Genomic DNA, 26,449 nt, shown 5'->3' with positions numbered 1-26,449 from the left:
CATAATGGAAATAATTGTGCTTGTTCTCATAGGTTTGTTGTCCTCAATTCTCGGCTCACTTGTCGGTATTGGGGGAGGGGTGATTGTAGTCCCGGCGCTCATGTTTTTCGGTTTAACCCTGGGTTTTTTACCAGAGATCACGCCACAAACTGCTGTAGGTACCTCAAGCATGTTGCTCATCTTTACAGGCATGAGCGCGATGATTTCCTACGCTAGAAATAAGCAAGTTGATACCCAGTCTGGTATTCTATTTTTAATCGGCTTGATTCCAGGCGCCTTTGCTGGATCCTATGCAAGTAGCCTATTTACTGTAGATAGCTTTAATTTATACTTCGGTATCTTTCTAATTTTTATAGCGATACTACTAACGATTAGAAATAAAATTAAACCAATGAAGATGTTCCAAAACCCTAAATACTTAAAACCACATAGAGACAATATGGGGAACATTTACCATTACGGCTTTCCCCCTTACGTCGCAATGATTATTACTTTTATTGTTGGATTTATCACCGGGCTATTTGGTATAGGCGGTGGTGTGCTTATGACGCCATTGATGTTACTCGTTTTCCGCATGCCACCATCTATTGCGATTGGAACGAGCATGATGATGGTCTTTTTCTCTGGCTTATCATCAGCCTTTGGTCACGTACTACAATCAAACGTCATCTTCCTTTATATCTTAATACTAGTGCCATCCGCTATTATTGGTGCGAGTATTGGGGTGAAAATCAATCAAAGATTTAGTTCTGATGGACTTGTAGTTCTCTTAAGAACAGTCCTCTTCTTACTTGGTGTCTATTTAATTTCACAAACAATCTTTTAAGGAGTGCTCCCATGGAAGTCAAAATTTTTCACACAAACGATATACATAGTGCTTTAAACAACTATGTTAAATTCAAAGGTTTTCTAAACGATAAAAGACATCAATATCGAGACAACATGATTTATGTAGATATCGGTGATCACGTTGACCGTTCTCATCCTTATACAGAAGCAACTTTAGGGAAAGGCAATGTCGACTTGCTGAATGAAGCGGGCTGTGATGTTGCAACGATTGGGAACAACGAAGGGATTACTTTAACTCAGGAACAGTTAGCACACTTATATGATGATGCTGATTTTGATGTTATCTGTGCAAACTTAAGAGATGTGGGAGCATCGGAGCCATTTTTCAAACCTTACATTATTAAAGAAATCAAGGGTGTTAAAATTGGCTTTATAGCAGCAACTGTCGAATTTACACCATTTTACCTCGCATTAGATTGGGAAGTTCAAGATGCTTTTTTATGGATTGAGCGATATTTAAATGAGCTTAAAGGTCAAGTAGATGTGATTGTTATGCTCAGTCATTTAGGCATGTATGATGATGAAAACCTAGCGAACCGCTTTCCTGAAATTGATTTGATTTTGTCTTCACATACCCACCATCATTTTGACCATGGCGAAGAAATCAACGGAGTGTTACTTGCTGCTGCTGGCAGGTATGGTGAGTATATCGGAGAAGTTACACTTAAATTTCATAATAATACTTTAATCGATAAAAGAGCTAAACTCATTGAGTCTGATTTCCTGGCACCGAAAGAAAATGGTTATTACAATATAGGAAAAGAGATGCTCGATAAATCTATCTTAAAAGATCAAGCTTATCCTATAGAACGTCGTTTATATTCCGCTTCTAGATTTACTTCACTATTAGCTTATATGATTAGAGATTTTACAAATAGTGATGTTGGTTTGATTCACACAGGACTCGTTGCTAGTCCATTTGAAGGTGGAAAATTGACGGACTTTTCTTTACATAAAGTGCTGCCACATGCCATTAACGCTGTGAAAATTGAATTGACAGGACGGGAAATAAAGGAAGTATTTACCCAAGCGAATCGGCATGAATACAAAGATGAAATTGTCAGAGGACTCGGTTTCAGAGGGGACATTTTTGGCTGCTTTGTCATTGACAACATTTCCTATGTTCAATCTGAAAGAGAGTATTACATCGGTGAGGATTTAATTGATGATGCAAAAATTTATACTTTAGGCACCTTAGATATGTATACTTTTGGCCGTATCTTCCCTCAGTTCCGTTACTCAAAAAAAGAGTATCTTATGCCGGACTTACTCAGGGACATTGTCAAAAATTACATAGAATATTTATAGCACGAGCAATTTCTTTGTGCTATAATATAAAACAATTGAATAAATCAGTAGAGGTTGCGTCTTAAATCAGTATTACTTTTTAGCAGACATGCGTTAGAAGAAGTAAGAAAGGGTGAGACGCCGAAGGAAACGGCTCGGTAGAAATGTTTCTTGGGACTTAGTATAAGATGCTAAGTACTGTCAGTAATATGATGCGCTACGTAATTTTAAATCATAAATGCGTACATATGCGTATTTATGATTTTTTTTTGAAAAATATTAGGAGGATATACATATGGAATCTTTTTTAAGTTGGGAGTATATGCCACTGATTCCACCACTTTTAACTTTAGTGCTTGTTATAGTGACTAGAAAAGTTGGTATCAGTTTAGGGGCAGGTATTATTACAGCTGCCTTTGTCATCGCAGGTGGACACTTTGGTGAGTTTTTCCAAATCTTAATCGACTCATTTCTTGCAATATTTATTGAAGATGGTGGATTAAATACTTGGAACGCCTTTATCTTAATCTTTTTAACTCTATTAGGTATGATGACGGCCTTTATGAATATGTCAGGTGGTGCCAAGGCATTTACTGAGTGGGCATTGATTAAAGTTAAAACTCGTAGAGGTGCAGGTTTAATTACAGGTTTTCTTGGTATTCTAGTATTTATTGATGACTACTTCAGTGCTCTTATTGTAGGGCAAGTTGCTAAACCAATTACAGATAAATATAAAATCTCTCGTGCGAAATTAGCATATTTTGTTGATACAACAGCATCTCCAGTATCTGTCATGGTTCCAATTTCAAGTTGGGGTGCAGGAATTATGGGAATGACGGCACCATTATTGATCGGTGCAGGACTGGATCATATCTCTCCTTTCCAAGGTTTCATGTACATGGTGCCAATGAACTTTTATGTTATTGTGTCAATTATTATTATGTTCTTTGTAATTATCTTTAAATTCGATATTGGACCAATGAGAAAGCAAGAAGATCTTGCAGTCAACCAAGGTATTTTACGTGATCAAGTACCAGACATGGCTGAAGAAGATAACCTTCCAGTTCATGTAGGTTCTAGTGCACAGGCCTTAATTGTGCCAATTCTTGGACTCGCGATCACTGTTATTGCTGCAATGTTTATTTCTGGTGGGATCGCTGCTGGCTCATGGACATTAATCGATATGTTAGAAAACATGATGATTACACATTCACTTGTCATTGGTGGAATTGTCGGTTTCGTCCTATCCTTGATCTATTACTTTAAACACACTAAATCTGATGATAATTTTTCAGGTAGACACATTCTACTTGGAATTAAAACTGGTTTCTTAGCAATGTTCCCTGCCATGTTAGTTTTAACTTTTGCATGGATGATTGGTGATTTAATTACTGAACTCGGTACCGGAGAAGTTCTAGGTGGTATGGTAGAAAGTTCTAATCTACCTGTAGCCTTAATTCCAGCAGTTATTTTTGTCGTTGCTTGTATTATGGCAATGGCTACAGGAACAAGCTGGGGTTCATTTGGAATATTAATTCCAATAGCAGGAGAAATTATTATTTCACTTGGTGCAACAGAACTTCTATTGCCAGCAATTGCTGCTATCTTAGCAGGTGCTGTGTTTGGTGACCATTGTTCACCAATTTCTGATACGACTATCTTGTCAGCGACTGGCTCTGGTTCAGATTATATCGTTCATGTTGTTACTCAGTTACCATATGCGATTGTCTCAGCATTGATTGCCTTAGTTGGTTTCGTCGTTTTAGGTTATACAGAAAGTGTTGTAATTGCTTTACTTAGCTTACTTGTTTGTATACTCATCGTTTACTTAATTGTTAAATTCATCTATCGTCCTGTGCCGAATAAGTCCGCATAGATAAGCGCTTTATGCTAAAATGATGATAAGTAGCATAAAGGAAGTGGCGTCATGATTACGATTGGACATATGAATTTTGAATTAGTAGAAGACTATCGTGAAGCTTTTAATGAAGAAGAATTTACTGAAAAATATAGCGAACTACTAAATAAATATGATTATATTGTTGGAGATATCGGCTATGGGAAACTCAGACTTGCAGGCTTTTATCGTCTAGGTAAGAAGAAGATTGAACCTGATAAAAGAGTGGATGCTATTGAAGAGTACCTAAACGAATATTGTAACTTTGGCTGTGCATATTTCATTTTAAGAAAGATGACTAAAGCTGAGTTAAAAGAGAATACAGAAGTGATTGAAGAAGATGCTTAGGCGTCTTCTTCTTTATTTATGATATGATAATAGTGACTATAATAGATGAGGTGTAACAATGTATTTCGTTGATAAAACTTTACTAAACAAGAGATTAAATTACATTGAAAGCATGACTAAAGAAGTGGATACTGATAATCCACTCGCTTTAGAAAGAGCATGTTTAATGCTAATTGAGGCAACAGTTGATGTTGGAAACATGATTATTGATGCCTTCATTTTAAGAGATCCAGGTAGCTATCAAGATGTCATTGACATAATGGCTCAAGAAAAAGTAATTAATGATGAGGATGCCGAAAAGTTTAAAAACACTCTGAAATGGCGACTCGAATTAACGAGAAATTATACAGATATTGATCACGCTCAGATGAAAAAAGATTTTCTAGACAATTTAGATGCCTATGAAAACTTTAAGGCAAGTTTCGAACACTTCAAAAAAAATGATCCACAGGCAGTCAATGCCTTTATGTCCGACGATGTATAAGGGTTATTTAATCGACCTAGACGGGACGATGTTCAACGGTGATGAAGTAATTGAGGGAGCAGTTGATTTTATAAATCGATTAAATGCTGCGAATATACCCTACTTGTTTTTAACCAACAACGCGACAAGAAATCGAGACCAACTCTTAGAGAAATTTCATCGTTTAGGATTTAACACGACTGAAGGACACATCTATACTGCTGCCATGACTATGGCTGATTACATTGATAAACGACATAAAAAGGCGAATGTTTATGTAGTAGGTACACCGAGTTTTAAACAAACGATTTCAACTGTTGCTAATCTTGCAGATAAGGACGTTGATATCGTTGTGATGGGGCTAGACCCAGAGATTTCATATCAAAAACTTAGAGAAGCAGGTCACTTCATACAAAATGGGGCAGAATTTCTAGCAACGAATCCAGATATAAAAATTAAATCGTCTGAGGGCTTTATTCCCGGAAATGGTGCCTTTGTTAACTTAGTCAGTCAAGTGACAGGTGTGAAGCCAACATTTGTTGGCAAGCCTGAGAAGTACATCTTAGAAGGTGCCTTAGAGCGTCTTGGTTTAAACAAGGATGAGGTTGTTTTGGTCGGAGATAATTACGATACTGATATATTGACTGGAATTAACGGTGAGGTAAAGACGATTCATGTCAACACAGGTGTCCATTCTACTGAATATGTCTCACTACAAACAAAAAAGCCGGATCATCTAGTTGAAAATTTATCTGAGTGGAAAATATAAACGCTAATGTTAACCTTTAAAAATTTGGGGTTAACATTAGCGTTCTTTTTTGTTATTCTAAGAAAAAAGATTGGAGACGCTCATGAAAACAAAACAACTTGTACTCGCAGCTTTATTTGTAGCTTTAATTGCTATAGGTGCTTTAGTTAAAATTCCACTCGGACCTGTACCATTTACCTTACAGTTACCTATGGTTATACTCACAGGTCTTTTACTCGGACCAAAGTTAGCTTTTATCAGCTTGATTACTTATACTTTACTAGGTCTATTAGGAATACCAATTTTTGCAGGTGCTAGCGGATTGGGAGCCTTTGTTTCACCGACTTTTGGCTTTATTGTTGGATACATACCCGCTGCATTAATTATAGGTTTAGGTAAAAATAAAAGTATTGCTAAGATGGTCATGTGGACTCTGTTTGGCATGAGTGTCGTATTTATATGTGGCACGATTTATTTTTATTTCATCATGGAAATAGTCGTTAAGTCGCCAATGTCAATAAATGAAGTTTTAATGGCAGCAGTCATTCCATTTCTCTTAAAAGATATTATTTTAGCAGTCTTAACGGTCCTATTTGTTAAAACTTTAAATCAAAGGGGTTTAATTCTAGTAGATTCTTAAAAACTTAGACTTTCAATCGATAGATTTTTATACGAATATCTATTATAATAGGTCATATAAGAGTGGGTCATAAATTGATTGGAGTGAATTTATATGGCAGTCACACAAGACACAATGTATGAACGAGTTGAAGAGGTACTTAACAAGTTGAGACCTTTTCTACTTAGAGACGGGGGAGACGTCGAGTTAGTCGATGTTGAAGATGGAATCGTTAAACTAAGATTATTAGGAGCATGTGGTACTTGCCCAAGCTCAACGATAACTCTTAAAGCTGGTATTGAACGCGCGCTTTTAGAAGAAGTACCAGGCTTTGTAGAGATTGAACAAGTATTTTAAGTTGCAGCTAGAGACGCATGTGTCTCTAGCTTTTTTTGACTAAGTTAGGAGATTGTGATGTTTACAATAGCTGAATTTTGTAGTGCTAATATGCTAAAAGGGACAGAAGAAGTATATCGTGCTTTAGATGCTGAACCTGAAATAGATGCTGTAGACTATGAGTGTACAAATAATTGTGGTTTATGTTCGAAGACATTCTTTGTTTTGATCGATGGAGAAATTGTTGCGGCAAAAACCAAAGAAGATCTGTTGAAAAAAGCCTATAAAAGAATAGAGAAAAACAAACAAGAGATGGATTTTTAATCACATAATTGGACTCGAAAATCCACTGTAGTATAATTAAGTTAATATGTTAAATAGTGAACAAAAATAGGGAATGGAGTGATAATATGTCATTAGTTACACTGACAGAAAGTGCAGCTTATGAAGTAAAAGATATGTTAGAGGCAAATGACATGGCCGATGGTTATCTCCGCTTTAAAGTACAAGGTGGTGGCTGCACAGGTTTGACGTACGGCATGGCAGCAGAAACTGAAGTTGGTGAGAAAGACCAGGTGTTCGAATACTACGGAGTTAAAATGCTCGTAGACAAATTTGATTTACCTGTTGTAGATGGGACAGTCATTGACTTTAAGCAATCACTAGTAGGTGGTGGCTTTACTATAGAAAATCCAAATGCGAGCTTGTCTTGTGGTTGTGGATCTTCATTTAGAACGAAAGCAAATGCAGGGGCGCCTGGAGACTGCTAAAATTCATTAAAACGCTTGAAATATTGCGCCGTAGTGCTAATATTATACTTGGTATATTATAAATAGAGAACCGATAATAATTTCAATAGCAGGAAGGAAAATAATAAAATGAGCTATCAAAGAAAGAAAATTCTGGTACTAGGTGCAGGTTATGCTGGACTATCTACAGTGACCAAGCTACAAAAGCTACTTAGTGTACAGGATGCAGATATTACTTTAATCAACAAAAATGAATATCACTATGAATCAACTTGGTTACATGAAACAGCAGCAGGTTCAATGAATTGGGAAGACGGTGTCTACCCGATTGCTAAAGTGTTAGACAACATGAAAGTACGTTTCGTACCTGCAGAAGTGACTAAAATTAACCGAGATGAAAAAACAGTTGAAACGACTCAAGGGACTTTCGACTTTGATACTCTAGTAGTATCACTTGGTTTTGAAAGTGAATCATTTGGTATCGAAGGAATGGACGATTATGCAGAAACAATCGTTAACCCTCAAACTGCGGTAAGAGCAAGAGAAACAATTGAGAAAAACTTTATTAACTATAAAACCTCTAAAGATAAGAACGACTTATCAATCTTAGTCGGAGGTGCTGGCTTTACTGGTGTTGAATTCCTAGGAGAACTTGTTGAAACTTTACCTGTCCTATGTAAGACACATGGTATTGATTATAACGACGTTAAAATTACTTGTGTAGAAGCGATGCCATCAATGCTTCCAATGTTCTCAGATGAACTTACTCAATACGCTGTTGACTTCTTAGAAGCTCGTGGTGTTGAATTCATGTTAGGTAATCCAATTGTTGCAGCTAACGACAAAGGTTTCGTCGTTAAAATCAACGATGTAGAGACTCAACTTGAAGGGTCAAGCGTAATCTGGACAGCAGGTGTCCGTGGTTCTAGATTGATGGAAGAATCATTCGAAGGTGTTAAACGTGGTCGTATTATTACTAAACCAGACCTTACTATCGAAGGATACCCACACATCTATGCAATCGGTGATGTTGCTGCAGTAATGAACGGTACTGGTGAAAATGCTCGTCCATATCCTACAACTGCACAAATTGCTATGCAATTAGGTGAGCACACTGCTAAAAACATTAAATTAACTTTAAACGGTGAGAAAACAGAGCCATTCACTTACGATGACAAAGGAACTGTATGTTCTTTAGGATCTGGTGATGGAATTGGTGTTGTATATGGCCGTGAAATTAAAGGTAAATCAGCTGCTTTCATGAAGAAAGTAATTGATACAAGAGCAGTACTGAAAATCGGTGGACTTGCGCTTGGAGTAACAAAAGGAAAGTTCTTATAAGTTAAGAGTTAGCATTATGCATGGGTATCTATAATGCCCATGCATATTTTTTTGGAGGAAATAATATGGCAATGAACTTAATACAGCTTTTTATTTCTGTCTTACTCTATTTTGTCTTATTTTACGGTATTAGCTTTATATTAAACATGATACTGAAGATGACTTGGATTATGGCAGTGGTGTATCCTGTAATCGTCTTGTGGATTATTGGTAGGGTGTCACTCTTTGATTACATATTTAGTCCTGGTGAAGCTTTTACAACACTTTGGGAAAACATTATAGGTATTTCATTCTACGATATCATCATACTCGGTTCAGGTTTATTAGGAATTATACTTGCAGGTCTGACGATTCGCTTTTTAAGAAAATCTGGCTATCAAATGTTCTAGGGGGAAAAGAGATATGAAAGCTAATTTTATGGAAAACTTTGTTGCAGACGATTCTACAATCGTCATCGGTTTACCAGAAAACGTTCAAGAACTTAAAAACTTTACAGAGTTAGATACCTTACTTAACGGAGCAGCAAAAGAGCTTCTTGAAGCAGGTGTTTTATCGTCTAAAGCACGTAAAATTACGACAACAGCAGTGACAATACAAAGACAGTATAGAAAGGTTATCGCAGTTGGCTTAGGTCAAGGCAATGATCTAACTGTCTTAAAACTACAAGAAGCAATCGGAAGCTTATTTCAGTATATGGAAGATGAAAGTATTAATAAAGTACAAGTCATCTTGGATAGCTTTGGCTTTGACTTAAGTGAAGTTGCAGATGCATTTGGCTTAATGTCAGAACTGAGTACCTTCCGTATGGTCGGCTATACGACAGACGATAAAAAACAGTTCAGTGAAAATTTAGAGTTGACACTTGTATCAAAACAAGCACTAACACTTGAGTTTGAACATGGACGAAAACTTGGTGCTAGTATAAATGTCGCAAGAAATTATGCGACCTTACCACCGAATGAGCTATATCCAGAAAGTTTTGCAGACGATTTAGCTACGCTTTTCAAAGATAGAAAATATGTAACGGGTGAAATTAAAGATTTTGATACTTTAGATCAAGAAGGTTTTGGCCTCTTAACAGCAGTAGGTAAAGGATCAGTAAGAAAACCACGTTTAGTAACAATAGAGTATAAACATCCGGATGCAAGTGATAAGGAGCCAATTGCTTTAATTGGTAAAGGGATTACTTATGATACAGGTGGCTATTCCTTAAAAACTAGAACGGGTATGCGCTCAATGAAATATGATATGAGTGGTGCAGCTAACGTAGTCGGTATGATGGAAGCTATCTCTCAATTGGAATTGCCCGTACATGTCGTTGCAGTTTTAGCCTTGGCAGAAAACATGGTAGATGGCAACGGTATGCGTCCAGATGATGTATACAAGTCCTTACAAGGGAAAACTGTTGAAGTGTCAAATACAGATGCAGAAGGACGCTTGGTGCTTGCTGATGCAGTCTATTATGCTGCTGATAAGTATCAACCTAAAGTCATGATGGATTTCGCAACGCTAACTGGAGCAGTGATTCAAGCGATTGGAGAATACCGTACTGGTATCTTTGCTAATGCTGATAGAACTGTCATTAATAATCTCTTGATCTCTGCTAAAGTAACAGGTGAAGATATTTGGCAATTACCACTTGGTCAAGCTGAAGAAAATAGAGTGAAAAAATCAGCGATTGCAGATTTAATCAACGCAGACTTCAAACCAGGTGGCGCATCATTTGCTGCAGCATTTATTAAGGAATTTACAAAAGATAGACCGTGGATTCACTTCGATATCGCTGGTACAAGTAATACAAGTAAAGATACACCATTTGCAAGAAGCGGCTCTACTGGAGTTATGATTCGTACGGTCATTGACTTAATTGAATCAGGAACGCTCTATGAGTAAGAACTTAATCGATTCATTAGGGATTGAAGTATTAGAATTAAAAGAAGGTTACTGTCTTGTTGAAATGCCAATTAGTGAATTAGCCTTACAACCATTTGGTTTTATTCATGGTGGAATCAATGTTGTCTTAGCTGAAACAGCGGCAAGCATTGGTGCGACTTATAAACTAGCTGACGATAAGATTGCATTTGGCATGGAAGTAAACTGTAATCATGTAGCCGCCAAAAGAAGCGGTAAGCTCTTAGCAATGGCTTTGAGAAAGCATAAGGGTAAGACTTCAGAAGTGTGGACGATAGACATAACAGATGAAGATGATACACTCATTGCTTTAGCCCGTATGACTATGGCTATAAAAGAAAAACGATAAAATTATAAAGATATAAAAAGACGGCCTGGAAATCTTAAAATCAAGATTTCTAGGCCGTCTTACTTATAGGGTGCTGGGACAAAAGTTATGAAGATATAGAAAAATAATTGATTATATTTGAAAAGCCGGACGTTAGACTTCTAGGGGAATAGCATCTGCGTGAGACTACAGGCTCACGCGATGCCCCAGAAAAGCTAACGTCCGGCTTATTTATGAAGGGAATAGTTTTGTCCTAGCCCTTATTTTTTAATCATCGAGTTCTTTATCTTTACTTCTTTCAATTTTAAGTCTGACACTTTCTTCAGTCTCAATTTCAGAACCAGTTTCATCACGTTTCAATTCATTGAGTATAGTGAGTTTATATGGCTCAACGTCCGAGTGAAAGGCACTTCTAGCAATCATATGTGCACCAACTGGTGAAGATACAAAGAGGAAAATAATTGCCAGTAAGAGCTGGGAGTCAATCTCAGCATGAAAATACGCAAAGTAAGTAAAGACTCCAAGTAAAGTCATACCGACACCTAAGGTAGAGCTTTTTGATGCCGCATGTAACCGTGTGTAGGTATCAGGTAAGCGAATTACTCCTATGGCTGCGATTGCAGTAAAGAAGGCACCACCGATTAAAAGTAGAGTAGCGATACTAACTATTATTATCTCTATCATTTTCGATGATCACACCTTTCTCTAGGAATTTCGCAAAGCCAACTGTACCGATAAAACCAATCATCCCGATGAGCATAATTACTGAAAGTAGGTAAGTGGTATCTAGAACGATAGACACCAAACTCATCATTCCCATTAAAGTGACACCGAAAGCATCAAGTGTAATGACACGGTCATGAAGGGTTGGTCCTTTGATCACTCTGTATACCATACCGAGCATAGATAAGGCGAAAACGATAATACAAATGATGACTATTATGTTTAGAAATCCGATCATGGTTTAGCCACCTCTTTTATTACATTTTCAAAAGCGGATTTAATCGTTGCAATTTCCTCATCTGCATCATCCATATCCAAGCCATGAATGTAAATGACTGAATAGTCGTCAGAGATGGCAACTACGACTGTACCAGGCGTTAAAGTAATGAGAGATGACAAGAGTGCAACTTCCCAGTCCTCTTCAAGATCATTCGGGTAAGCGTAGAAACCAGGATGGATATCAATCTTAGGCGAAATTACAATTTTAACAACATCAATATTTGCTTTTACCAGTTCAATTATAAAGATGAATACAAGCTTGATAATCAAGTACAATCGTTTGACATAAAATCGACCTGGTAGGAAGTTTCTTAATAGATAAACAGCAAGTAAACCGATTAAGTAACCTGTAATAAATGAACCGACAGACATATCTGCGTTCATAAACATCCATAAGACTGCGAGTAAGACGTTAATTATGAGTTGAAAGGCCATTTACTCCACCCCCGTCAAGTAATTCGAATATACTGAAGGATCGTAGAAAGTTTCAGCCGCCATCTCAAAAATCGGATATAGAGCATCTGCTGATAGACCAAAGATGATAGACACGATTACTAAACTGACTGCTGCAAATGCGAGTTTATCGTACTTGATATCGTTCAATTTGTAGTTTGTTCTCGCTTCACCCCAGAATACTTTAATAAAGATTCTAACAACACTGTAAAGCACAACTAAACTTGATAGGAGTACAATAATTGCTGCAATAACATGATCATTTTGAAATGCTGATTCTACGATGTACAACTTACCGAAGAAACCAGGGAATGGTGGAACACCAGCTAAGGAGAGACCTGCAATAAAGAAAGTCCAACCCATAATCGGATGGTGATCTATTAAGCCACCGATGTCTTCAGCGTCATTTTTACCAGTTCTATATATGATAAATCCGACCAAGAGGAAGAGTGCAGCTTTGATGATCATATCGTGAATTAAGTAATACATGCCGCCAAGTGTACCCTCAGGATCCATCATTGAGAATCCAACAATAATGACTCCCACTGCAATCATGATGTTATATATGACAACCGTTTTCATATCAGTATAGGCAATTGCGCCAATACAACCAACGATGATTGTAAGTAGTGCTAAGAGTAAGAGCACTTGATGGGTATAACCCATATCGTTTGTAAAGAACAATGAAAATGTTCGAGCAATCGCATAAACACCAACTTTAGTTAAGAGTGCACCAAATAAGGCAATGACTGGCATTGGTGGTGCATTGTATGAACCTGGCATCCAGAAATAAAGTGGGAACAGGCCAGCCTTTGTCGCGAAAACAAAGAGGAATACAACGGCGATTATTGTCATAATCGCAAGGTTTCCATCATAGTTAGATAATTTTACTTGGATATCTGCCATATTCAGTGAACCAGTCACAGAATATAAGTAGGCGAGTCCAATAAGGAAGAAGTTTGATGATACAACGTTTACGACGAAGTATTTAAAACCTTCCTGTAATTGTATTTTACGGTTTCCTAAAGTGATCAATACATATGATGCGAGTAAGAACACTTCGAAAAATACGAACATGTTAAAAATATCGCCTGTAGTAAAGGCCCCATTTATACCAGTAATCATAAACATGACCATTGGATAGTAATAATATTTTTCTCTTTCATAGCCGATTGACTGGAATGAGTAAATGACTATGAAGAATAATATTATCGCTGTTGTGAGAACTAAAAGTGCTGCGACCATATCATAAACAATACTGATACCAAACGGTGCAGCCCAATTTCCCATATAAGTAATTAGAGGTCCATGTTGATAGACCAAATAAAGGCTAATAAGAGATGCAACGATCATCGCTGCACTGGCTATAGTTGAAACAATTCTATGTGGTATGGGACGTTTTCCCATGAACAACATGATAACACCAGCAGCAAAAGGAAGAATGATCGAAAGCATCGGTAAGATGTTAGTCGCCATGTGGTACTCCTTTCATATCTTCTGTGTTATCAGTGTCTAACTCCTTATAGTTCTGTAGGAGTAGGATTAAACTATAGGCTGTAAGTGCAAAAGAAATAACAATGGCAGTTAAAATCAAGGCTTGAGGTAATGGATCGGTATATGACGATACAGAGTCTTCAAGCACTGGAATATTACCGCGTTTTAATTGTCCCATTGTCAGTATTAAAAGGTGAACGCCGTGAGACAATACAGACACACCAATGATGATTCTTAAGACACTTTTTGACAATATTAAATAGGTTGCACTGGCAACGAGTATGCCAGCTAAGATAATCGTAACGAGTTCCATTAATCTTCCTGCCCCCCAACGAGTGACACAATAAGTAATGATGTCCCTGCTACTGTTAGGAGCACTCCGAAATCAAATGGCACAGCGGTATGAAGTGCGACCTCTCCGAATATCGGTAAATTAATATAAGTATGCTGATGTGTAAAGAATGGTTTTCCAAACAAGAACAGTAGTGTTGGAACTAAAAGAACAATCGATAGTCCAGCACTGATCATGATATGGAAGTTTATCGGAATCATTTTTCTTACAGTCTGGAAATCAAAAGCCATAAGTAAGAGGATGATGGCAGAAGCGATTAATAATCCACCAACAAATCCACTACCTGGTGCATAGTGACCATCCATGAATAACTTGGCTGCAAATAACAGCACAATTAGAAAGATAATTCTAGATGTGAATTGAATAAACACATCGTTCATCTGACGTTGTACTTTACCGTAGCCTGCTCTTTTAAGCGTGCTCTTCATTGTCATCATCCTTTCCTTTAACTTTAGCTTTCATAAGCGCGTATATACCGATTCCTGCAATACCAAAGACAAGTGTTTCGAACAAGGTATCATAACCACGGAAGTCAACGAGTATAACGTTAACCATGTTTCCGCCGGCAGCAAGTTCATAGACGTTTTCTATATGATACTTACTAATTGATTCAAATAGACGGTTAGAGTAGGCTGCAAGGCCAAATAGAATAACGATGGCACCTACACCAACTGAAATCATGAAGTTCGTAAATTTAAAGCCAACTGCTTCTTCGTGTTTTGATTTCTTCGGTAAATGATAGAAACAAACAAGGAAGAGCGTTGTCGTAACTGTTTCAATAGCGAGCTGTGTTAAAGCTAAGTCTGGTGCTCTAAAGAAGGCAAAGAACAGCGCCATAGAATAACCAATTGCACCTAGCATAATAATAGAAACCATGCGTGAGCGTGTCATCATAATAATAAATAGCGAGATTAAAATAATGATCACAAGCACAACATCTTGAATACCTATTTCAGAGTAATTATCAAAGTCTATCGGTAAACCTGTAAAGAAGGTTGTAATGATACCGAAGACGACAAAGAATCCGAAAATATAAACCATATAATCTCTTAAAAATCCTGTCATGACACCATCAGTTGCTTTCTTAGAACCGAGTTGACTGTAGATCAGCCCTTGGTCATATAAATAGTTCAAAGTAAATTGCTCTTTATGGTAGTCATAAATGAACATCCAACTATGTCGGAATAAGTATAGTGCTAGACCGACAACAACGATTGCGATAGTTGCCCAAAGTGCAGGGTTGTTAAAGCCATGCCAATGAGAAATTTCTGTGTTTAGCTGTGTATCTGTTGCTAAAATGCTCATTGCAGCTGGATCAATAATCGTTTGAGACAGGATATTAGGGAACAAGCCGAATATCACAACTAATGCTGATAAAATAATTGGTGAAATTAGCATTAGCGCTGGAGCTTCGTGTGGTTCCTTAGGTGTTTCATGCGTTCTATCACCTAAGAAGACACCATGTATAAGTTTTATAGAGTAGACAAAAGTGAAAATGCTACCCACGATTGCAAGGATTGGGAATAATACACTCCAATCAGCTAAGACACTAAAGTTAGCGTTAGACAGTTCAAACATTGCCTCTAGGAATAACTCTTTTGATAAAAAGCCATTAAATGGTGGTAAGCCCGCCATCGATAAGGCAGTAATAATCGTCATCGTAAAAGTAATAGGCATGATGGTTAACAAACCGCCTAACTTACGAATGCTGCGCGTACCAGTTTCATGATCTAGAATACCTGCAATCATGAAGAGTGCGCCTTTGAAAGTCGCATGGTTAATAATATGGAAAACAGCTGCGACGACTGCGACCGTAAAGATAGACTCATTAGCTCCACTGTTAACAGCGAGACCGCCTGCTCCAAGTAAACTCATAATCAAACCGAGTTGCGATACTGTTGAGAAGGCGAGCACTCCTTTTAAGTCATCTTGTTTAACTGCGTTAAAGGACGCCCAGAGTAAAGTAAATAGGCCGACAAGTAGAATCAACCATACCCACAGTTCGCTAAAGGCGAAGACTGGAGTAAATCTTGCAACTAAGTAAAGACCCGCTTTAACCATGGTTGCTGAGTGCAGGTAAGCACTAACGGGTGTTGGCGCTTCCATCGCATCCGGTAACCAGATATAAAATGGAAATTGAGCTGACTTAGTAAAAGCACCTAATAAAACAAGTACAACAGCAAGTGGTGCTAGATTACTATCAATGACTAAATCAACATTAGCAATCATCTCTCTAATACTTAAGGTTCCAGTGATGATATATAAGACGATAAACCCACCAAGCATCATGAATCCACCAAAGAAAGTGATTAGGAGAGATTTCTGTGCCCCGTAAATTGATTTGTCTTTCTTATACCAAAAAGCAATTAAGAGGAAACTAGATATAGATGTCAGTTCCCAAAAGAAGTAAAGCATTAGAACGTTATCACTTAAGACGACTCCAAGCATAGCTGTCATAAAGATTAAGAGATAGACATAAAAATTACCTAGTCTTTCACTTTTAGATAGATATCCTATGGAGTAAAGAACAACAAGTGTACCGATACCTGAAATAAGTATGGCGAAAAGTAAGCCGAGACCATCTATGTATACATCAAAATTCATACCGATTCTCGGCATTAGATTTAAGGTGTAATGTAATGGCCCATCATTTGAAACAGTAGGTATCAGTGTAAATAAGTATGCGGCAATAGCGGCAGGGACTATTAATGCGAACCAACCGAGATGCACATCTTTAACATACCTATAGACGATTGCAATCAAGATAGCTGCAATTACAGGTAAAAATATAGCTAAGTGTATCAAAGCCAAAATGTGTCCTCCTCTTACAATATTATATTTAACAATTATACAATACTATTCTTTGTAAATAAACGCTTAGGGTTTGAAATTAAAAGAACTTTAATATAATGTATACTATAGAAAATAGAAGTCATTAATAAGATATATTTTAATTTTGATTTCAATATTTTGTTTATTAAAATGAAATTATTAAAACTTTTCAGGAGGCCGCATTATGGCATATAGACAATTAACAACAGACTTATTAGATGGAGAATTAAAAGCAGTACTTAAAACAAATATGGGTGATGTTACAGTTAAGCTGTTTAAAGATGTTGCACCTAAAGCAGTAGAAAACTTCGTGACACATGCTAAAAATGGATACTATGACGGACTTATTTTCCATAGAGTAATTAAAGATTTCATGATCCAAGGTGGAGACCCTACAGGTACTGGTATGGGCGGTGAAAGTATTTGGGGTCAACCATTTGAAGATGAATTCTCAATGGAAGCCTTCAACTTATACGGCGCATTATCTATGGCTAATGCAGGACCTAGCACAAACGGTTCACAGTTCTTTATCGTCCAACTTAAAGATGTACCAGCAGATATGTTATCTCAATTAGAGGGTGCAGGTTACCCAGCTGAGATTATTGAAAGCTACCGCCTAAATGGTGGAACGCCATGGTTAGACCATAGACATACAGTATTTGGTCATGTGATTGAAGGTATGGATGTTATAGAAAAAATAGCTGAAGTTGAAACTGGTAGACAAGACAAACCAGTTGAAGACGTTGTTATTGAATCAATCGAAGTCACAGAATAAATAGAAAGACATGCTTACTTTAGTAAGTATGTCTTTTTTTAAAAAAACTATCACAAATTAGTCATTATTATTATAATTATAGAGTAAATCACTCTGATATACTAAGCATTGTGAAGGTGAGTGATTTAGAGATGATGCCATTTTTATATTTCCCCGAAGATAAAACGGAATATATTCCTGCTATAATAATGCTTCTTATCTTTGTGCTCTTGGCGTATATCGTCTACAGAATCGTCAAAAAATATTCGCGCAATGAAGAAGAAAAGATGAAAGAATTTGAAGAAAAAGTTCTTGAAAGATTAGAACAAGAAGAAGATAATCATCACCGGAAATAATATTAATTAAAATATTATTTTCCGGTTAACGACATCTTGATACCGACATGAAATTATGAAATACATAATAGAATACTCTTAAAAACACACTAAGTGATACACTTTAGTGTGTTTTTTCACTTGATATAAATTTTTTGCCCTTTTATATAACTATGATAGAATGTAATGGATTAATGAATATAAAGTAGGGATTAAATGGCAAAAAAATACCGAGTTGGCCAGTTCGTTAAAGTCAAAGTTACTGGTATTCAGTCGTACGGTGCTTTTGTCAAAACTCCTGATAATCGCGATGGTCTGATCCATATCTCTGAAGTGATGAATGATTATGTTCATGATGTGAATCAATATTTATCAAAAGGCCAAATTGTAAAGGCTAAGATTGTAAGCATTGATGAGGATGGCAAGTTGAGTTTATCATTGAAAGAAAATGAATACTTCAAAAATGAAGAGAAGAAAAGAGATAAGCGTTCAGTATTAGAGAAAATCAGAGAGACCGAAAAATACGGCTTTCAATCCATAGAAGAGAGAATGCCAGCATGGATTGATGATGCAATCGCGCGAATGAACGAATAATACCAGGAAAAAGAATCTGCATTGGCAGGTTCTTTTTTTATTAATATTTATGCAGAGTATACTAATTCAATATGATAGGCTCTTGAAAGCTTAAGCATAATATTTCGTGGAAATGTATACGTTTCCATAAAGCCTGAGACCTATAAAATAAAGACTTACAAAAAGCTTGCTTAAAGTTAAAAATATAGTCATTATTAGGATAAAGTACATATGATGTATATTAATTATAAGTTTTAAACATAAGGGGGATTTAAAAATGAGAACAGAAGATATCATCACACAAACTGAAAAACACGATACAGAAATTTACAAGCCACTACCGATTGTTATTTCTGAAGCGGAAGGTGTTTGGGTAAAAGATCCAGAAGGAAATAAATATTTAGATATGTTAAGTGCCTACTCCGCAGTCAATCAAGGACATCGTCACCCTAAAATTATTCAAGCCTTAAAAGATCAAGCAGACAAAGTGACTTTAACATCTAGATCTTTTCACGTGGATTGTTTAGGAGAATGGTATGAAAAGCTAAGTCAAATCTCTGGGAAAAACAGAGTTTTACCAATGAACACTGGTGCTGAGGCTGTTGAATCCGCTATTAAAGTGGCTAGACGTTGGGCGTATGATATTAAAGGTGTAGTCGATAATAAAGCCGAAGTGATTGCTATGAAGAATAATTTCCATGGACGTACTATGATTCCTCTTTCTATGTCTTCAGAAGTGGCATATAAACGAGGGTTTGGTCCACTTGGGGACGGCTTTAAAATTGTGGACTATGGCGATCCAAAAGCTTTAGAGGATGCTATTACAGAAAATACAGCAGCAGTAATTTTAGAACCAATTCAAGGTGAAGCTGGTGTCAATATTCCACCTGTTGGATATTTAAAACAGGTTAGAGAAATCTGTGACAAGCACAATGTCTTATTTATTTCAGATGAAATCCAAGCAGGACTTGGTCGTGCAGGTAAAATGTTTGCAACCGATTGGGATAATGTAGTGCCTGATATGTATATTCTTGGTAAAGCCTTAGGTGGTGGTGTCTTCCCAGTATCTGTTGTCTTAGGTGATGACGAAGTGATGGGTGTGCTCGATGAAGGCTCTCATGGTTCGACATTTGGAGGAAATCCACTAGCAGCAAAAGTTTCTCAAGCAGCACTAGATGTAATTGTGGATGAAAACCTTGCTGAACGCTCTATTGAGTTAGGGGAGTATTTACTCGCTCAATTAAAAGAAATCAAACATGATTCCATCGTAGATATTAGAGGAAGAGGACTCTTTATCGGTTTAGAATTGAATAAATCAGCTCGTCATTTTTGTGAAGAGTTGAAAGACGAAGGTGTATTATGTAAAGAAACGCACGGTACAGTCGTTAGATTTGCGCCACCTTTAGTAGTCACTAAAGAGGAATTAGACTGGGCAGTGGAAAAAGTGAAAAAAGTTTTTGATAAAGGTACTTTCTAAACATTTTCTTTATGATACAATACAGATGAATGAAAACAGTTACAAAAAGAGGCGGATAAAATGTCAGAAGAAATTAGTTTAGTTGAATCTACACAGAGTATTATTAAAGAAGCATTAGATAAACTTGGTTACAATGATGATATGTACCAGTTGATTAAAGAACCTATGCGTACTTTAAAAGTACGTATTCCAGTTAAGATGGATGATGGTTCAGTTAAGGTGTTTACTGGTTTTCGCGCACAGCACAATGACGCAGTTGGACCGACTAAAGGTGGCGTTCGTTTCCACCCGAGTGTATCGGAAGATGAAGTGGTTGCCCTGTCAATGTGGATGACTTTAAAAGCAGGTATTGTTAACCTTCCTTATGGTGGAGGTAAAGGTGGAATTATCTGTGATCCACGTGAGATGAGCATGGATGAAGTTGAGAGATTATCTCGAGGCTATGTACGTGCGATTTCACAAATCGTTGGACCAACAAAAGATATTCCAGCACCAGACGTCTTTACAAACTCTCAAATTATGGCTTGGATGATGGATGAATACAGTGCAATTGACCAGTTCAACTCACCTGGTTTTATTACTGGTAAACCATTGGTACTCGGTGGTTCTGAAGGTCGTGACAGAGCGACAGCACTTGGTGTTGTTGTCTGTTTAGAACAAGCACTGAAAAAACGTGATATGAAGATGGAAGACATCCGTATCGTTATTCAAGGATTTGGTAATGCAGGTAGCTTCCTGTCTAAATTCTTGTATGACAGAGGTGCGAAAATTGTTGGAATCTCAGATGCGAATGGTGCTTTACATGATCCAGAAGGTTTAGATATCGACTATCTTTTAGAACGTCGTGATAGCTTTGGTATGGTGACTAACTTATTTGATGACGTCCTATCAAACTCTGAATTATTTGAGTTGGATTGTGATGTAATTATTCCAGCAGCTATTGAAAATCAAATTACAGAAGCGAATGCACCGAATATTAAAGCATCTATTCTTTGTGAAGCAGCAAATGGACCAACGACAACTGAAGCGACTCGTATTTTAACTGAAAGAGGCGTTCTTATCGTTCCTGACGTACTTGCCTCTGCCGGTGGTGTAACTGTATCTTACTTTGAGTGGGTACAAAACAACCAAGGTTATTACTGGTCGGAAGAAGAAGTTAATGAAAAAATGGAAGAAAAATTAATCGCTGCATTCGAAGAAATTTATGATTTACATGAAAATCGTCAAATTGACATGAGACTTGCAGCATTTATTATCGGCCTAAAACGTACAGCAGAAGCATCTCGCTACCGTGGTTGGGCTTAAAAAATTCAAGCAGCACATTCCTTGTTTTTATGGGAATGTGCTGCTTTTTTTGTAGTTAATATTCAGAAAATATAAATTTAATACTTGTTTTTTATTTTCAAGCTTGTTAGTATAGAAATTAATTCAAAGAAGATAAGTAGCTTATACAGATTATTCAAAGAGAGTCGGTGGTGCTGTGAACCGATAATAATCGTATCTGTGAATGGACTTCGAAATAACTTAATAAAACTGATAATGAGTGGATTAGTAGATTATGAACTAGTCAATATAGGTGGCACCGCGGCTCTCCGTCCTTAATATTTAATATTAAGGTTGGAGAGTTTTTTTATTTCAAAAATATATAGTTAACTACAGGATATGAGTAGAAGATAGTGGAAATCACAGAGAGCTGGTAGAGGTGGAAGTCAGCATAGAAGCTATTTTTCGAATTGGGGTCCAAGCTAAGTAGTTCGGGTCATGCCGTTATCCATTTGAGTGAAGCATTGCTTTAATTGAGGTGGTACCACGGTAAATATCGTCCTCCATGACATTTGTCATGGAGGATTTTTTTATTCCAAGGAGGAGAACAAGATGACAAAAGAAGTTTTATCAATGATTAACAAAGGAATTGACCAGCTTAATAAGAATGAAGATATATCTTATGACACGATGTATGAAATCTTTACTGATGTCTTAGACGGACAAGTGAGTGATCAAGATTTAAGAGAATTTATAGTGGCTTTGAGCACTAAAGGAGAAACAGAAGATGAAATTACTGCTATCGCAAAAGTACTTATAGATAACGCAAAAGATGTTCCGAATTTCACAGGATCTGCTATAGATAATTGTGGGACAGGAGGAGATCGTTCAAAAAGTTTTAATATCTCAACAACTTCTGCTTTTGTGCTTGCGAGCTTAGGACTGACAGTGGCTAAGCACGGTAATAAGAGTGTGACTAGTAAAACCGGGAGCTCTGATGTACTCACTAGCTTAGGTATTGATTTAAATTTTGATCGTGACAAAGTTGCTGAGGAATTAAATCAATCTAATATTTCCTTCTTAAGTGCTCAACATGTTCATCCTAAAATGGGGCAAATTATGAGAGTTAGGGCTAGCATTCCTCACCCCACAGTATTTAATTTTATTGGTCCCTGTATCAACCCAGTCAAATTAGACTATCAATTTCTTGGTGTCTATGACAGAGAAAAGTTAAACACTTTAGCTGGTGTACTTAAAAGATTAGGCCGTAAAAAAGCGATTGTCATAAATGGTGCTGGTTTTATGGATGAAGCCTCTCTCTTAGGTGATAATCATCTGGTTCTTTTACAAGATGGTGAATTAAAAGATATTATTTTAAAACCTACAGATTACGGTCTAAGCCTGTGTCAGAAAGAGGACTTAGAAGGTGGAGACAGTCAAGAAAACAAAGATATATTAATTAAAGTTTTACAGGATCAAGCGACACTTGCTCAAAAAGAGACTGTCATGTTGAATGTTGGCCTATCATTACTTGTTGCTGAAAAAGTGACTAGCTTAAATGACGGTATAAAGTTTGCAAAAGAAGCACTTGAAAGTGGCTTAGCATATAAAAAATTCCAAGAAGTGATCAATAATCATAAGGAGTATGTAGGATGACTATTTTAGATACTTTAGTTCAAGTAAAACAAAAAGAATTAAAAGATTACCCAGAAAATGTTGAAGTCGTCGCTCGAGAAAAGCCTAGGAATTTCCTAAAGCATTTAAATGAAGCTCCTGGTATTTCTCTCATTGCTGAAGTAAAAAGGGCATCACCTTCTAAAGGTGATATTAATACAGAGATGAATCCTCTTGAACAAGCTCAAAAATATGTAGATGGCGGTGCTGATGCAATTAGTGTGCTGACAGAAAGTGAATATTTTAAAGGGGATATTGAGGACATGAAAGCTATCAGTAAGTCATTTGATGTCCCTGTACTAAATAAGGATTTCATCATAGATAAAAGGCAAATTGCACGAGCCTATAACTTTGGAGCAGATATCATCCTGTTGATTGTGACCATTTTAAATGATGAAGAGTTATCAACGCTTTACGATTATGCTAAGTCTCTTGATTTAAACGTCATCGTTGAAGTTCACAATGACAAGGAAATAGAACGTGCTTTAAAAATTTCACCAGAGATTATCGGTATAAATAATAGAGATTTAAAAACATTTACTGTCGATATTTCAAACACCGAAAATTTAATCGATAAATACAAAAAAGATGGCATTCATTTCATTGCAGAAAGTGGCATTCATGACAGCAATGATGCTAGAAGAATGGTAGATAAGGGCGCATCAGCCATGTTGGTTGGAGAATCTTTGATGAAAGCATCAAATATTAAAGAGAAAATCAAAGAGTTAAAAGAAGGTGTAACTGTTGAAAGTTAAAATTTGTGGTATTCAAACTAAAGAAGAAGCCTTACTTATAGCTAAAGAAAAACCTGATTTCATTGGTATGGTTTTTGCACCCTCCAAACGTAAAATTGACCTAGATCAAGCTGCTAACATTACTGAAGCTTTAAAAGGAAAAAATATAAAAACTGTTGGCGTTTTAGTGAACCCAACCATCAAAGATTGTGAGGCAGTCATATCAGCCGGAGTTGATTACCTACAGTTCCATGGGGATGAAGATCAGTCACTTATAGAAAAATATAAGGATCGAGCGATTAAAGCATTTCCCTCAAACTCTAAGATTTCATATAAAGATAAATTCACTTATCCAGGTCAATATATTCTCATTGATAGTCCTAGAGAAAAATTTTACGGGGGAAGCGGCGTGACTTTCAACTGGTCTGAGCTACCATTAGCTGACATCGACGAAAAGCGCTTTGGGTTAGCGGGAGGCTTAAACCCAAACAACATTGAAACAGTACTAGAGAACTTCAGACCTGCCTTAATCGACGTATCAAGTGGTGTAGAAACAGATGGTTATAAAGACATTGATAAAGTAAGAGCATTTATACAAAAAATAAGAGGTGTAAAAAATGATAAATAATATTAAGAGTCCTAATGAAGCTGGTAAGTTTGGTATCTTTGGAGGTGCCTATGTAGCAGAATCACTCGTCGCAACTTTAGAAGAATTAGAAACAGCTTATAGACAAGCAAAAGCGGATCCAGAGTTTCAAAAAGAATTCGACTATTTACTAAAAGATTATGTTGGTAGAGAAAATCCACTTTACTATGCTAGACGACTAACTGAAAAGCTGGGTGGGGCAAAAATATACTTGAAAAGAGAGGACTTGAACCATACAGGCGCTCACAAAATTAACAATGCTATAGGACAGGGCTTACTGACAAAATATATGGGCAAAACTAAGGTTATTGCAGAAACTGGTGCAGGCCAACACGGCGTTGCTACAGCGACAATTGCAGCTCTACTTGGTTTAGAATGTAAGGTCTTTATGGGAGCAAAAGATGCGAAAAGACAAGAGCTAAACGTCTTTAGAATGGAACTTTTAGGAGCAGAAGTCATCAGGGTCGAACAAGGGACAGCGACTTTAAAAGATGCAGTCAATGAAGCGATGAGATATTGGGTCGAACACATGGATGATACACATTACATTATCGGTTCTGCTCTAGGTCCACATCCATTTCCTGAGATGGTTAAAGACTTTCAAAGCATTATTTCTAAAGAAGCAAGAAATCAAATCATAGAAAAAGAAGGACGTCTACCTGATCAAGTTGTGGCCTGTATCGGTGGCGGCAGTAATGCCATCGGCATGTTTGCAGACTTTATAGCTGATGAAACAGTTGATTTAATCGGTGTAGAAGCAGCAGGTAAAGGTATTGAGACCAATGAAACTGCTGCAGCAATAAATAAAGGAACAGTTGGCATCGCTCATGGAGCAAAAATGCACATGTTACAGGATGAAGATGGTCAACTATTAGCGACTCATTCCATTTCAGCAGGTTTAGACTATCCGGGCATTGGACCAGAGCACAGCTATTTACACGACACTGGCCGAGCGAAATACGCATACGCTAACGACAAAGAAGCCTTAAGAGCTTTCTATGAATTATCTAGAACTGAAGGGATCATTCCAGCCTTAGAAAGCTCACATGCCTTAGCTTATGTGATAAAGACCGCACCAACGCTCGATAAAGATCAGATTATTGTCATGTCACTCTCAGGTCGTGGAGATAAAGATGTTGAATTAGTAAAAAATGTGACAAAAGAAGGTAATACCGATGACTAAAGAGAAAATTGAAGAAACCTTTAAGCGGCTTTCAGACGAAGGAGATAAGGCTTTTATCGCCTATATCATGGCAGGCGATGGGGGCTTAGAAAACTTAGAAAGTCAGATTAAAACATTAGAAGAATCCGGCGTGGACTTAATTGAAATTGGCATTCCGTTCTCTGACCCAGCAGCAGATGGTCCAGTCATACAAGAAGCGGGAATCAGAGCGCTTGAGAACGGAGTCAGTCTTCTTGATATCTTAAATACCTTAGCAAAAATTAAGGATGAAATTTCCGTTCCTTATGTCTTAATGACTTATTATAATCCAGTGTATAAGTTAACACTTGATGTCTTTAGAAATAAAGCCGAAGAAGCGGGCGTTAGTGGCATTATTGTCCCGGACGTTCCACTAGATGAAGAAGCGGAGCTTAAAAATGGACTCAGAGGTTCAGATATAGCAATCATTCGTTTAGCGACTTTAACAACTAGTGACGAGCGGTTAAGAGAGATTACACGAGATGCTGAAGGTTTTATCTACGCGGTAACAGTCAATGGTGTCACTGGTGGACAGAATAATTACAAGGAAGAAGTTTATGATAATTTAGAAAGAATTAAAAGAGTGAGCCCTATACCTGTTTGTGCAGGCTTTGGAGTTTCTAATAAAACACAAGCTGAGCAATTGGGCGCCTATACAGATGGTGTTATTGTAGGATCTAAAATTGTGAAAATCTTCTACCAGGGTAGGGAAAGAGAGATAAAAGATTTGATTCCAGACAAAAAATTAACAAGGGTAAAATGACGATTTTTCACTACTATACA

The 26,449-nt window shown here is 37.0% G+C and carries 31 protein-coding genes, 1 riboswitch and 1 other annotated feature; of the genes, 24 read left to right on the top strand and 7 right to left on the bottom strand.

All coding sequences use genetic code 11. The features are described 5' to 3' along the window. The first annotated feature begins 4 nt into the window (after positions 1 to 4). From JEOSCH030_RS09200 to JEOSCH030_RS09135, 14 genes are all read left to right on the top strand, one after another. On the top strand, positions 5 to 826 hold the full coding sequence (locus tag JEOSCH030_RS09200; protein WP_185126342.1) for a sulfite exporter TauE/SafE family protein: 822 nt from the start codon (positions 5 to 7) through the stop codon (positions 824 to 826). An 11-nt stretch (positions 827 to 837) separates the two neighbouring features. Further along, entirely contained in the window at positions 838 to 2,157 is a 1,320-nt protein-coding gene (locus tag JEOSCH030_RS09195; protein WP_185126341.1) for a bifunctional metallophosphatase/5'-nucleotidase, read from the top strand. Between the two features lie 40 nt (positions 2,158 to 2,197). After that, positions 2,198 to 2,364: riboswitch (Lysine riboswitch) on the top strand. 67 nt (positions 2,365 to 2,431) lie between these two features. Further along, entirely contained in the window at positions 2,432 to 4,012 is a 1,581-nt protein-coding gene (locus JEOSCH030_RS09190) for a Na+/H+ antiporter NhaC family protein (protein ID WP_185126340.1), read from the top strand. 69 nt (positions 4,013 to 4,081) lie between these two features. Continuing rightward, on the top strand, positions 4,082 to 4,381 hold the full coding sequence (locus JEOSCH030_RS09185; RefSeq protein ID WP_235962266.1) for a YutD family protein: 300 nt from the start codon (positions 4,082 to 4,084) through the stop codon (positions 4,379 to 4,381). 58 nt (positions 4,382 to 4,439) lie between these two features. Further along, a complete protein-coding gene (locus JEOSCH030_RS09180; protein ID WP_185126338.1) occupies positions 4,440 to 4,865 on the top strand; it encodes a DUF86 domain-containing protein in 426 nt (141 codons plus the stop codon). Beyond that, entirely contained in the window at positions 4,858 to 5,613 is a 756-nt protein-coding gene (locus JEOSCH030_RS09175) for a TIGR01457 family HAD-type hydrolase (protein WP_185126337.1), read from the top strand. The genes JEOSCH030_RS09180 and JEOSCH030_RS09175 overlap by 8 nt, the downstream gene beginning before the upstream one ends. An 82-nt stretch (positions 5,614 to 5,695) precedes the next feature. Further along, positions 5,696 to 6,232, top strand: coding sequence for a biotin transporter BioY (locus JEOSCH030_RS09170; RefSeq protein WP_185126336.1), 537 nt, complete (start codon positions 5,696 to 5,698; stop codon positions 6,230 to 6,232). A gap of 93 nt (positions 6,233 to 6,325) precedes the next feature. Continuing rightward, complete coding sequence (locus JEOSCH030_RS09165) at positions 6,326 to 6,568, top strand: NifU family protein (protein ID WP_185126335.1); 243 nt, start codon at positions 6,326 to 6,328, stop codon at positions 6,566 to 6,568. 57 nt (positions 6,569 to 6,625) lie between these two features. Beyond that, complete coding sequence (locus tag JEOSCH030_RS09160) at positions 6,626 to 6,871, top strand: DUF1450 domain-containing protein (protein WP_185126334.1); 246 nt, start codon at positions 6,626 to 6,628, stop codon at positions 6,869 to 6,871. 86 nt (positions 6,872 to 6,957) lie between these two features. Beyond that, positions 6,958 to 7,317: a HesB/IscA family protein gene (locus tag JEOSCH030_RS09155; RefSeq protein ID WP_185126333.1), complete on the top strand. Its 360-nt coding sequence runs from the start codon at positions 6,958 to 6,960 to the stop codon at positions 7,315 to 7,317. 108 nt (positions 7,318 to 7,425) lie between these two features. Continuing rightward, on the top strand, positions 7,426 to 8,637 hold the full coding sequence (locus JEOSCH030_RS09150) for an NAD(P)/FAD-dependent oxidoreductase (RefSeq protein WP_185126332.1): 1,212 nt from the start codon (positions 7,426 to 7,428) through the stop codon (positions 8,635 to 8,637). Between the two features lie 71 nt (positions 8,638 to 8,708). Then, positions 8,709 to 9,026, top strand: a complete 318-nt coding sequence (locus JEOSCH030_RS09145) for a YuiB family protein (protein WP_185126561.1) — start codon at positions 8,709 to 8,711, stop codon at positions 9,024 to 9,026. 13 nt (positions 9,027 to 9,039) lie between these two features. After that, on the top strand, positions 9,040 to 10,530 hold the full coding sequence (locus JEOSCH030_RS09140) for a leucyl aminopeptidase family protein (RefSeq protein ID WP_185126331.1): 1,491 nt from the start codon (positions 9,040 to 9,042) through the stop codon (positions 10,528 to 10,530). Next, positions 10,523 to 10,897: a PaaI family thioesterase gene (locus JEOSCH030_RS09135; RefSeq protein WP_185126330.1), complete on the top strand. Its 375-nt coding sequence runs from the start codon at positions 10,523 to 10,525 to the stop codon at positions 10,895 to 10,897. Before JEOSCH030_RS09140 ends, JEOSCH030_RS09135 begins: the two co-directional genes overlap by 8 nt. A gap of 246 nt (positions 10,898 to 11,143) precedes the next feature. On the opposite strand, the gene mnhG is transcribed toward JEOSCH030_RS09135, so the two are convergent. From mnhG to JEOSCH030_RS09100, 7 genes are read right to left on the bottom strand one after another with little or no spacing between them, the layout of a single operon-like run. Further along, positions 11,144 to 11,560: a monovalent cation/H(+) antiporter subunit G gene (gene mnhG, locus JEOSCH030_RS09130; protein ID WP_185126329.1), complete on the bottom strand. Its 417-nt coding sequence runs from the start codon at positions 11,558 to 11,560 to the stop codon at positions 11,144 to 11,146. Beyond that, complete coding sequence (locus JEOSCH030_RS09125) at positions 11,538 to 11,837, bottom strand: Na(+)/H(+) antiporter subunit F1 (protein WP_185126328.1); 300 nt, start codon at positions 11,835 to 11,837, stop codon at positions 11,538 to 11,540. Before JEOSCH030_RS09125 ends, mnhG begins: the two co-directional genes overlap by 23 nt. Next, the gene (locus JEOSCH030_RS09120) at positions 11,834 to 12,313 is read right to left on the bottom strand and encodes a Na+/H+ antiporter subunit E (protein ID WP_185126327.1); all 480 of its coding nucleotides are present in this window, start codon (positions 12,311 to 12,313) and stop codon (positions 11,834 to 11,836) included. The genes JEOSCH030_RS09125 and JEOSCH030_RS09120 overlap by 4 nt, the downstream gene beginning before the upstream one ends. Then, on the bottom strand, positions 12,314 to 13,807 hold the full coding sequence (locus tag JEOSCH030_RS09115; RefSeq protein ID WP_185126326.1) for a Na+/H+ antiporter subunit D: 1,494 nt from the start codon (positions 13,805 to 13,807) through the stop codon (positions 12,314 to 12,316). It lies immediately after the preceding gene. Further along, positions 13,797 to 14,138 carry a Na(+)/H(+) antiporter subunit C gene (locus JEOSCH030_RS09110; protein ID WP_185126325.1) on the bottom strand — a complete coding sequence of 114 codons (342 nt, stop codon included), beginning with the start codon at positions 14,136 to 14,138 and terminating at the stop codon, positions 13,797 to 13,799. The genes JEOSCH030_RS09115 and JEOSCH030_RS09110 overlap by 11 nt, the downstream gene beginning before the upstream one ends. After that, a complete protein-coding gene (locus tag JEOSCH030_RS09105; RefSeq protein WP_185126324.1) occupies positions 14,138 to 14,605 on the bottom strand; it encodes an MnhB domain-containing protein in 468 nt (155 codons plus the stop codon). The genes JEOSCH030_RS09110 and JEOSCH030_RS09105 overlap by 1 nt, the downstream gene beginning before the upstream one ends. Next, positions 14,589 to 16,988, bottom strand: coding sequence for a Na+/H+ antiporter subunit A (locus JEOSCH030_RS09100; protein ID WP_185126323.1), 2,400 nt, complete (start codon positions 16,986 to 16,988; stop codon positions 14,589 to 14,591). The genes JEOSCH030_RS09105 and JEOSCH030_RS09100 overlap by 17 nt, the downstream gene beginning before the upstream one ends. Positions 16,989 to 17,193: 205 nt before the next feature. Between JEOSCH030_RS09100 and JEOSCH030_RS09095 the strand changes: the two genes are divergently transcribed. The 10 genes from JEOSCH030_RS09095 (at position 17,194) to trpA (ending at position 26,429) form a co-directional block, all read left to right on the top strand. Beyond that, positions 17,194 to 17,784: a peptidylprolyl isomerase gene (locus JEOSCH030_RS09095; protein WP_185126322.1), complete on the top strand. Its 591-nt coding sequence runs from the start codon at positions 17,194 to 17,196 to the stop codon at positions 17,782 to 17,784. Between the two features lie 131 nt (positions 17,785 to 17,915). Then, a complete protein-coding gene (locus JEOSCH030_RS09090; protein ID WP_185126560.1) occupies positions 17,916 to 18,119 on the top strand; it encodes a FeoB-associated Cys-rich membrane protein in 204 nt (67 codons plus the stop codon). Between the two features lie 195 nt (positions 18,120 to 18,314). Beyond that, on the top strand, positions 18,315 to 18,692 hold the full coding sequence (gene ygs / locus JEOSCH030_RS09085) for a S1 domain-containing post-transcriptional regulator Ygs (RefSeq protein WP_185126321.1): 378 nt from the start codon (positions 18,315 to 18,317) through the stop codon (positions 18,690 to 18,692). Between the two features lie 256 nt (positions 18,693 to 18,948). Next, the gene (locus JEOSCH030_RS09080) at positions 18,949 to 20,148 is read left to right on the top strand and encodes an ornithine--oxo-acid transaminase (RefSeq protein WP_185126320.1); all 1,200 of its coding nucleotides are present in this window, start codon (positions 18,949 to 18,951) and stop codon (positions 20,146 to 20,148) included. Between the two features lie 60 nt (positions 20,149 to 20,208). Then, positions 20,209 to 21,453, top strand: coding sequence for a Glu/Leu/Phe/Val family dehydrogenase (locus JEOSCH030_RS09075; RefSeq protein ID WP_185126319.1), 1,245 nt, complete (start codon positions 20,209 to 20,211; stop codon positions 21,451 to 21,453). Between the two features lie 115 nt (positions 21,454 to 21,568). Next, positions 21,569 to 21,751: a binding site (T-box leader), on the top strand. Between the two features lie 272 nt (positions 21,752 to 22,023). Continuing rightward, positions 22,024 to 23,067: an anthranilate phosphoribosyltransferase gene (gene trpD / locus JEOSCH030_RS09070; RefSeq protein WP_185126318.1), complete on the top strand. Its 1,044-nt coding sequence runs from the start codon at positions 22,024 to 22,026 to the stop codon at positions 23,065 to 23,067. Continuing rightward, a complete protein-coding gene (trpC, locus tag JEOSCH030_RS09065) occupies positions 23,064 to 23,840 on the top strand; it encodes an indole-3-glycerol phosphate synthase TrpC (RefSeq protein ID WP_185126317.1) in 777 nt (258 codons plus the stop codon). The genes trpD and trpC overlap by 4 nt, the downstream gene beginning before the upstream one ends. After that, the gene (locus JEOSCH030_RS09060; protein WP_185126316.1) at positions 23,830 to 24,447 is read left to right on the top strand and encodes a phosphoribosylanthranilate isomerase; all 618 of its coding nucleotides are present in this window, start codon (positions 23,830 to 23,832) and stop codon (positions 24,445 to 24,447) included. Before trpC ends, JEOSCH030_RS09060 begins: the two co-directional genes overlap by 11 nt. Continuing rightward, entirely contained in the window at positions 24,437 to 25,648 is a 1,212-nt protein-coding gene (trpB, locus tag JEOSCH030_RS09055) for a tryptophan synthase subunit beta (protein WP_185126315.1), read from the top strand. The genes JEOSCH030_RS09060 and trpB overlap by 11 nt, the downstream gene beginning before the upstream one ends. Next, a complete protein-coding gene (gene trpA / locus JEOSCH030_RS09050) occupies positions 25,641 to 26,429 on the top strand; it encodes a tryptophan synthase subunit alpha (RefSeq protein ID WP_185126314.1) in 789 nt (262 codons plus the stop codon). The genes trpB and trpA overlap by 8 nt, the downstream gene beginning before the upstream one ends. The last annotated feature ends 20 nt before the right edge of the window (positions 26,430 to 26,449 follow it).

This window comes from Jeotgalicoccus meleagridis, from assembly GCF_903994045.1.
Classification (GTDB): domain Bacteria; phylum Bacillota; class Bacilli; order Staphylococcales; family Salinicoccaceae; genus Jeotgalicoccus; species Jeotgalicoccus meleagridis.
Note: the sequence above shows the minus strand (reverse complement) of the source record. Positions and strands in the feature narration are given on the sequence as shown.